At 70.6% G+C, this 8348-nt stretch carries 10 protein-coding genes; 6 read left to right on the forward strand and 4 right to left on the reverse strand.

The window, feature by feature from the left end; all coding sequences use genetic code 11:
• Positions 1-129: 129 nt before the first annotated feature.
• The 4 genes from ACRYM0_RS19530 to ACRYM0_RS19545 all read left to right on the forward strand — a co-directional run bounded on the left by ACRYM0_RS19530 (position 130) and on the right by ACRYM0_RS19545 (position 3463).
• Entirely contained in the window at positions 130-414 is a 285-nt protein-coding gene (locus tag ACRYM0_RS19530; protein WP_432507517.1) for a hypothetical protein, read from the forward strand.
• Between the two features lie 10 nt (positions 415-424).
• Entirely contained in the window at positions 425-865 is a 441-nt protein-coding gene (locus ACRYM0_RS19535) for an excalibur calcium-binding domain-containing protein (protein WP_432507518.1), read from the forward strand.
• 203 nt (positions 866-1068) lie between these two features.
• Positions 1069-1728: a hypothetical protein gene (locus ACRYM0_RS19540; protein ID WP_432507519.1), complete on the forward strand. Its 660-nt coding sequence runs from the start codon at positions 1069-1071 to the stop codon at positions 1726-1728.
• 301 nt (positions 1729-2029) lie between these two features.
• Positions 2030-3463 (forward strand): DNA sulfur modification protein DndB, encoded by a 1434-nt coding sequence (locus tag ACRYM0_RS19545; RefSeq protein WP_432507520.1) that lies wholly within the window; start codon positions 2030-2032, stop codon positions 3461-3463.
• Between the two features lie 146 nt (positions 3464-3609).
• On the opposite strand, the gene ACRYM0_RS19550 is transcribed toward ACRYM0_RS19545, so the two are convergent.
• The 3 genes from ACRYM0_RS19550 to ACRYM0_RS19560 form a co-directional block, all read right to left on the reverse strand.
• Positions 3610-4065: a hypothetical protein gene (locus ACRYM0_RS19550; protein WP_432507521.1), complete on the reverse strand. Its 456-nt coding sequence runs from the start codon at positions 4063-4065 to the stop codon at positions 3610-3612.
• Positions 4066-4254: 189 nt separating this feature from the next.
• Entirely contained in the window at positions 4255-4650 is a 396-nt protein-coding gene (locus ACRYM0_RS19555; protein ID WP_432507522.1) for a hypothetical protein, read from the reverse strand.
• Between the two features lie 65 nt (positions 4651-4715).
• Positions 4716-5462, reverse strand: a complete 747-nt coding sequence (locus ACRYM0_RS19560) for a DUF429 domain-containing protein (RefSeq protein WP_432507523.1) — start codon at positions 5460-5462, stop codon at positions 4716-4718.
• Between the two features lie 136 nt (positions 5463-5598).
• Between ACRYM0_RS19560 and ACRYM0_RS19565 the strand changes: the two genes are divergently transcribed.
• The gene (locus tag ACRYM0_RS19565; protein WP_432507524.1) at positions 5599-5943 is read left to right on the forward strand and encodes a hypothetical protein; all 345 of its coding nucleotides are present in this window, start codon (positions 5599-5601) and stop codon (positions 5941-5943) included.
• Positions 5944-6039: 96 nt separating this feature from the next.
• Here the strand turns inward: ACRYM0_RS19565 and ACRYM0_RS19570 are convergent, their stop codons facing one another.
• The gene (locus ACRYM0_RS19570) at positions 6040-7386 is read right to left on the reverse strand and encodes a relaxase/mobilization nuclease domain-containing protein (protein ID WP_432507525.1); all 1347 of its coding nucleotides are present in this window, start codon (positions 7384-7386) and stop codon (positions 6040-6042) included.
• A gap of 183 nt (positions 7387-7569) precedes the next feature.
• Here ACRYM0_RS19570 and ACRYM0_RS19575 point away from each other — a divergent pair, with 183 nt between their 5' ends.
• Positions 7570-8034: a hypothetical protein gene (locus tag ACRYM0_RS19575; RefSeq protein WP_432507526.1), complete on the forward strand. Its 465-nt coding sequence runs from the start codon at positions 7570-7572 to the stop codon at positions 8032-8034.
• Positions 8035-8348: the final 314 nt, after the last annotated feature.

Consider the following 8348-nt stretch of genomic DNA (forward strand, 5'->3'; position numbering starts at 1 on the left):
GGTGGGGCAACTTCGCTGAAGTTGCCCCACCGCAACGGTGTGGCTGTGAGACTGCGGTGAACACGAGCAGCACCGCCAGCAGCACAGCACGTGGTCAAGCAGTACGTGATCGAGACGCGATGGAGCGGCATGTCCCACCCACAAGCGCCCGCCCGACCCCGGCGGGCCGGGTTCGTCCTGGCCACCATCGCGGTGGGGCTGCTCGCGGCCCTGATCGGCTGCACCGCCGGCTTCGCCGCCACCAGCCCTGATGCCGGTCCCACCCCGACCACCACGGTGACCGCGACGCCCTCGCCGGCGGCGACGGTGACGGTGACGCCGCCCGTGAGCACCACCACCGTGCCCGCGGCGCCCGTGGTGATCACCCCGCCGGCGCAGACCATCACCCCGCCTGCTGTGACGGTGACCCGATGACGGTGACGCGATGACCCGCACCCGCAAGCTCACCCTGACCGGTGTCGGCGTCGGCTGTCTGCTCCTGTTCGGTGCCTGCGGCGCCGGCCTGGGCGCCCTGGGCGATGACACGCCCACCCCGACGGTCACCCGCACCGTGGCCGCCTCCCCGCTGCCGACGGTGACCACCACCGCTGCCGCCGAGCCGGTGGTGATCACCGCCCCGCCGGAGACCAGCACCGCGTCGGCACCGCCGCCGGTGACTGCCCCGGCGCCCACGGTCTACGTCGACGCACCGCCCGCTCCGGCACCTGCACCCGACGACGACTCCGGCTCTCGCTCCGGTGGCGGGGCGACGTACTACGCCAACTGCTCAGCCGTGCGCGCTGCCGGCGCCGACCCGATCCGCCGGGGAGATCCCGGCTACAGCAGCGATCTGGACCGCGACGGCGACGGCATCGCCTGCGAGTAGCCGAACCTTCAGCGGCGGCGCGGGCGCTGGACGAAGGAGCAGGCTCAGCTCCTCGGGTGACCGTTCCTCTTGGCGGCGAACAGGCATGATCACCGCTGTTGCACCCCATGCTCCGAACGAGTGGCGCTGTGCGCCAAATGACGGCATCGACAAACACTTAAGGCATCCTGGAGTCACCGCCCCACCGACCCCAGGAGAACCCCGTGAGTCCGAACCTCGACCTGCACGTCAACATCGCCGTCACCGCCGACCCGAGCAGCCAGGACCCGGTCGCCTTCGGGCAGTGGCTGCACTCGGCGGTGAGCACCTTCACCGCCTTGCAGGCCGAGTCTGCGCACACCCGGGACGCCGCAACCGTGCTGGTGAAGCCCGTCAGCAGCAGCGTGCACGGGCTCCCGCCGCAGTACCTCAAGCGCCTGGATGGGCCGGCGATGGACGTCATCAACCGCTGGCAGGCCTACGACCGCAACAACAGCGGCCCACGCCTGCGCTTGCTGCAGGCCGTGCTGGACACCTCGTGCGCCTTCATGGCTCCCCGGGCCCGCAACGGTGAGCCCAGCAAGCGGCCGTACTTGAACCTCGCCCCGATGCAGGGGGTCAGCAGCAGCGAGTACGCCGGCAGCATGAACAGCGGCCGCGTCTTCTTCACCAACGCCCGCCACCTGGTCGACACCACCCACCCGCTGGTGGACACCTCCGGCACCTACCCGGCCGTCGACCTTTTCAAGGCCGGCGCCCACGACTTCGTCGTCGACGTGCTGACGCGGTACGTCGACGAGTGCTACGACCGGTGGGACGTTGACGGTGTGCCCATTTCCACCGACGGCACTGACAACACCGACGTCCCCGACGAGCTCCCGTGAGGTGGCCGCAGAGGCACGAGCGCTGCATCTCAGTGATGCCTGGCGGCCTCTGCGATGAGGAGCTTCCCGCAGGGCAGCGCACTCCCGAAGCTCTACCTATCAAGTAGCCAGCTGCCTGGGCCCTCCACTCAGCCAAATAAGCCGGCCGATTAATCAGCTACCGCATGGCGGGTTGACAACAACGCGCCAGGCCACCAAAGTGGTGTTCGCCGACGACAACGGCCCGGTGAGTCCTCCTGGCAGAGTCCCCTCACCGGGCCGTTCGGCACAGACCGCATCCGTGCACCCGAAAGGTTAGACCGTGCCTCAGGACACCCCTGCCCCCAGCGCCCAGCCGACCGGCCTGAAGAGCTTCAAGATCGCTGCGCCGACGAAGTTCGAGGCGTACGGCCTGCTCTCCCAGGCCGGCAAGATGAAGAAGTTCACGACCACCGTGCCCTTCTCCACCGTGGCCGAGCGGCTCACCTTCAACAAGCTGCTCAACCGCTACGACTTCGACATCGACGACCAGACGGTGGCCGGCAACCGCGACATCACCGAGTCGCACTGGAAGAAGATCGCAGAGGGCATCCGTACCAGCGACCGCCCCTACCTGGGGAACATCACGGTCGCGATGGGCGAGGACGACTGCGAGATCGACCGGCTCGACCAACTGCACGAGCACGTCTGGATGGCTCGGATGGTCATCCGGGAGACGGCACCCAACCCCGTCATCGAGGACGGCCAGCACCGGATCAAGATGGCCACCTACCTGTGGCCACTGGTCAAGGACGCCGTCGAGGGCGAGGAAGCCGAGACGCGCCAGTACCTGGAGCGCACGTCCATCGAGATGACCTTCCTGCTCGAGGACGACCCGACCATCCTGTCCACGATCTTCGTGCGGATGGGTTCCACGAAGCCGATCAGCGCGGACCTGATCGCCGTCATGGACCGCGAGGCGCTGCAGAACCGCCTGGGGCTGTACGTCACCAGCCACTCCCAGCTGCTCTCGGACCGGGTGGGCTACCTGTCGACCACCGCCTCGAAGAAGCTGGCGCTGAAGAAGGGGCGCACCTTCGAGAACCTCTACCCGGCCGCGGCCGTGCGGTCGGCATCATGCTCCATGGCCGGGGTGGGCGTGCGCGACCGGACACCGGAGCAGCGCGAGAACAACGTCAAGAAGGTCGTGAACGAGCGCGCACAGCGCGAGGGCGTCAACGAGAACACCGCCATCGAGATGATCGGCAAGGACCTGTGCGCCATCCTGGACTACGCCTACGGCGTGATCCCCGGCTGGCGGGAGATGAAGCTGGGCAAGCTGACGGTGGCCGACTTCAAGCGGCGCTACGTGCACTCCTCGGCAGCGGGTCTGCACGTCATCGCCAACGTCGTGGCAGCTGGTCGAGCCCAGGGCCTGGACCCGCACCTGGTCATCGACGGCATGGCCAAGCTGCCCTGGGACCGCTCAGCCCTGCGCGACGCCAAGGACGACGCCGGCGAGCCCGTCAAGGTGCACGAGTTCTTCGAGGGCTCGCTGGCCAAGACCTCCTTCGACACCAAGCTCGGCACCTGGCGCGCCGGCACCGGTGGCGCGACCCGCTCCACCTACGAGCCGGCCATCGACAAGGTGCTCAAGCACCTGGCGAACAGCGACCCGGCCCTCAAGCCGCTCGGCGAGCGGGAGGCCGCCATCGCGATCGGTCTCATCAGCGCCAACGCGGGCCCCGGCCGCCCGCGCAAGACCACGGCCGCCTGACATGCGAAGCGCCCTCCACCTCAACCAGGTGGAGGGCGCTTGGGGCTTCCAGCCCCACGAGGCCGAGGTCTTCACCTCACAAGACCGAACCGATGCCCGGCAGCTCGGCAGCCCGGCGCTGCGGCCTGCCGACCTTCGGCCTCGACTCAAGCGGCGGCGACGCCCTCGAGCCACTGCCTGGCCTGCACCTGGTCGAACCAGTAGATCTTCTCGCTCTGCTGCTCGACGCCGTCCTTGGCAAGGCGCCAGCTCTCGTAGTACGGACGCGGCAGGTCCTTCTCCTTCAGCCAGCGCCCCAGGTGCTTCACCGAAGAGCTCAGCTCCGCCGCCGACCAAGAGCAGTGCTCCGCCGCCTCCGTGAACGACACGCGCTGGTTCGGGTTCTGCGCCAGCACCAGCGCCATCGCGGCGAACTTGACGTACGCCGGCTTGGGCGTGCGGAGGAACTCGGCCACGTCGTCGGCCGACCAGTACCGAGCCGGCTTGTCGCGACGAGAGACCGTGTAGCCAGCCTGCTCCAAGGCGGCGACGAGGACCTTCTCGTCGACGAGCAGGTCCGCGAAGGGACGAACGGCGTGTGCGGGGATCGAAATCTGACTCATGAGGACAGTCTCAACTTGATAAGAATTGATTGTCTAGTCGTCTCTAGGCCGCTCGGGTGAGGACGCCTGCTTAGCTCTTGGACGTACCGGCTGTTGCGTCCGCACAGACGTCTCGCACCGGCAAAGGTCGGCGTCACGAGCTGGAGGGGCATCAGCTAGCTGTTCGCTGTCGCCTAGCGGCAGCACAGCTCACAGGTGAGGGGCCGCGACGACTTCCACGCTGCCCTGCTCCGAGACGACGTAGACGTCGATGCGCAGCATCCCCCTGACCGCTTCAGGCACGCGCAAGGCGTGGAAGCGCGCCGCCTGCGGCACCACGACGCCGTACCTGACCTCCCGCTCCACGTCCCCCGCGTTAGCACCGTCTCCGCTGGGCAGCGGGAGCATCCGGCGCAGCAGCTGCCCGTAGAGGGTGTCCACGTCCAACCCGGGAGCAGTGGTGCGCCCCTTGGCCTCGGCGTACAGGACCTGCCCATCCCGGCTGGCCACCACATCGCAGAAGTCGACCTCGGTCTCGACCCGCCAGCCGGCACCGCGCAGCCACGCGCCGAACTGCGCGACGACCCGTGCTTCATCGCCCCTCACCAGCACCCCCCGCAGTACCTACGGGTCACCAAGCACGTCGTCACGCACGTCGTTGAATGCGCCACCTAGTCCTCCACGAGCGTCGACAAAGACTCGTCCGGCAGCAGGATCCACCCCTCTCGCCGAGCACGCGGCACTTCCAGCTCGGGTGGCAGCTCGCAGCGCCCCAGGGCCGCGGCCCGTGCGGTCAGCGCCGCAAGGACGGCATCCAGAGCGTCGTCGGAGCTTTCGCACAACGGCACGTGCTCGCTGAAGTCCAGCCACGGCACCTGACGTCGCAGCGCGGCCACCAGCTCCGCGCGGGCCTGCCGGTTGCCCTCCCGCTTGTACTGCCGGTGCGGCAGCCCCCACCGCTTCAAGGAGGCAGCCGGGTACACCTCGGCGACCACACCGACACCGGAGCGGTCCACCGGTGCTCCGGCGGCGGCCAGGTGCTCCAGGATGACCGCCACGCGCATCGCGGTCAGCCCGATGCGGTCGGCCGCCACGCTCAAAGGCGAGGAGCCGGCCTGGCGCAGCACGCGGTCGGTGTGCCGGTACGCCAGCCGCCGGCGCATCTCGTCTCCGCTCTCACCTGCTCTCAGGTCGAGACGGCCAGCCGCGTGCGCGGTGATGAAGTCGATGAAGTCGTCCGGCCACCCCAACGGGCAGTCGATGCCGACCTTGTCGGCCGTCAGGGCCACCTCGACGATCTCCTGGTCCGTGGCGCCCAGCCGCAGCTGCACCAGGCGCGCTCGACCGGGCAGCCACTCGATGACCGCCAGACCCGTCTTGGCCGGCTGAGTGGCCAGATCGACACCCGCGGTGATCACCGGTTCAGACTAGGAGTTCGCACTGCCAGGGGCAGGGTGCTTCACGGGTCCGTGCGAGTGATGTCGGGCCCAGAGCGCACAGGTGGGCCTTGATGCTGGCCGATGGCCAAGGGGTCACCGACACACGGGAGAGCGCATGAGCGTGGACTACACCGAACCTCTGGATGCTGAAGAGCGCGACGCCCTCGACGACGCCGAAGCTCAGCTGCTGGCCGAGGAGAGCTTCTTCGACTGCGCGCACGAGGAGGGCACCCGCTGTCCCGGCGCGTGCTCGCAGGGCTTCTACAACGTGCGCACCAGCTGCGACTGGCACCAGGGCGTGCACTGGCGCCGTGGAGCAGAGGTCATCGACGGCTTCTGCCACAGCTGCGACGCGGGCTGGGTGCACGCCCACTCCGTGCGGCGCCTTCCGGCCCCACAGCACACCCGGGCGATCCTGCGCGCTTGGGACAGAGAGCTCCGCGAGTACATCGGCTCCTGACACCGCAGCGTCAGGTGGGGTGGGTGAGGGCCGAGAGCACCTCGGTCCTCACCCACCCGGTATCTCGGACGCTCCCCACGGCGGTGATCTGAGCGCTCAGCGCTCCAGACCGTCCTCACGTCCAGTACCGCGCGAGGGGTCGCTGAGCGTGCGGTTCGTGCGCGCCCGCGTTGCTCGTGCGTCTTGGACCGCCTCGACCACTCGCGCGGCCGCTGTCACCGCCCGCACCGCCGCCTCCGCCGTCTTCTCCGCGTTGCTCTGACGGGCAGCGCCCTTGCCGGTGGAGCGCTGGCGGAGCTGGTGCTGCACGGCGTCCTGGTACGTGCGGGCGAGGAAGTCGATCTGCTTCTCCAGCCGGCCACGCTCGACGATCGCCGCCCCGACCTTTTCACCGCCGTGCCGGCGCTGCGCCCACCACGCGTCATCGGCGTTGACGCGCGCGGCGACCACGTCCGGCAGCGCCTGCAATCGTGCACCAGCCTGGTGCGCGATCGCCTCGGCCTGTGCCTGCTCGGTGCGCCGCTCGTGCCGAGCGCGGGTCTCCAGCGTCTTCTTCGGCACCTGCACCGCCGGCGCCGGTGCCGGTGCCTCGAGGACGGGCGCGACCTTCGACCACGACAGCGCCCGGTCCAGCTGCGAGGCACGGAACCACACCGCCTCCCCCTGCGCGTCGGTGTGCCCGGGCAGGGTGAAGGAGTACCCGCTGACCCGCCCGTTCGCGGCCTGGTTGGCGCGGTAACCGACGCCGGCGCGCTGCAGCGCGGCCTCGAAGCCCTCGCGTCCCGCACCGGCTGCCGCGTCCACCGCGGCGCGTACCCGCTCGGCCAACTGCACCCGCTCCGGGGCCGCCCCGGTGCGCTGCCCACGCCGCCACTCCCCGGCACTGAGCTGGTGATCGGCGGTGCGCTGCGTGTCCTTGCTCGACACCCTCGGCGCGACGGTGAGCCCGTACAGCTGCTCCAGCTGCGTGCACGCCGCCTGCGCTTGGCGGTAGTCGTTGCGGGCGTGCCAGACCCGCCCGTCGAAGCCCACTCGCGACACGGCTAGGTGCACGTGGTCCTCACCGTGGCGCACCACCACCCACGGCTGCGTGGCGCGCTGCTCCCACGGCACGTCCGAGCCGATGGCGTCCACGAAGCCCATCGCCTCGGCGAACACCGCCGCCGCCTCCGCCCACTCCTCATCCGTCAGGGTCCGGTCCCCGGGTGCGCAGCGCAGCGAGGCGTGCCAGATCGGGCGCGTGATGTCCGGCCTCGTGCGCGCTGCGTCGGTGAGGATCCACGCCCACGTGGTGCCGTCCCGGCTGCCGTCCAGGCACACGTTGCCGCCGATGACCGCACCACCGGAACGGCCGGCGTACACGTGCTCCTCCTTCGTGCCCGGCCCGTGCAGGTACGCGGCCAGATCCCCCGCCCGCTCCCCCCGGGTGATCTTCGCGATCACCGCGCACCACCACCCGCGCCACCGCGCCCGGTATCGCGTCCACCGCTGCGCCCGGCGTCGCGCTCCCCCTCGCGCAGCCATGGGTTCACCGGCTGCTGCCCCGGGCGCTGCGCGGGCCGATCCCCCGGCCCCGGTGTGCCCGACGGTGCACTAGATGGCGCACTCGACGGTGCGCTCAGCGGCGTGCCGAACGGCGCACTCGACGTCGCCGGCGCCATGCGCCGCGGCGCCCGTTTCGCCCGCACCGCCGCGGCCACCGCGGCCCCTCGCGACGGCCCCCTCGACGCCGTCGCCGACGTGCCGGCACCGGCCCTCGAAGCAGCAGCCGAAGCACCCGATGCCGCCACCCGTTCCTGCACCAGCGTCATCACCGCGCGCACCTCCACCACCGCCGCCCGCAGCTGCGCCAGCACCCCCGACTGCACCCCCGACTGCACCCCCGACTGCACCCCGTGCGCGTGCACCGCGTGCACCGCCTGGTTGAGGTTGTTCGCCACCCGCGAGAGCTCACCGCGCAGCACCGACGAGCGCGCCAGCACCTCCGCCAACTCCATGTCCACGCCCAAGCCCGCCCCACCCGGTGCACCAGCCGGCGTGCTCTTCGCGCGCCCGCCCCGGGCGCGCACCGCACCCGCATCCACACCCTGATCCAGGCGCGCGTTCATCTCATCGCGCACCCACGACCCCAACCGCCCCCGCCCCGCCGCAACCGCCGCCGCCTCCCACGCCGCGTGCTCCTCAGGCGTCAACCGCACCGCCACCGTGCGCGTGCGCTCCGCTGCCATCGGGGCCTCCTTTTTCTGTCGGTGGCGCACCGTGCAGCGCGCCAAGCGCTGCACGGTGCGGGGCCGTGGGGCGGGGCCGCCCCCCCCCGCCGGGCGGCGGACCCAATCAAATCCAACAACACCCCCCCCCCCCCCCCCCCGCCCCCCCACCCCCCCAACCCTACAACCCCGACCTCT

Source organism: Kineococcus arenarius subsp. arenarius (assembly GCF_050871845.1).
Classification (GTDB): Bacteria; Actinomycetota; Actinomycetes; order Actinomycetales; family Kineococcaceae; genus Kineococcus.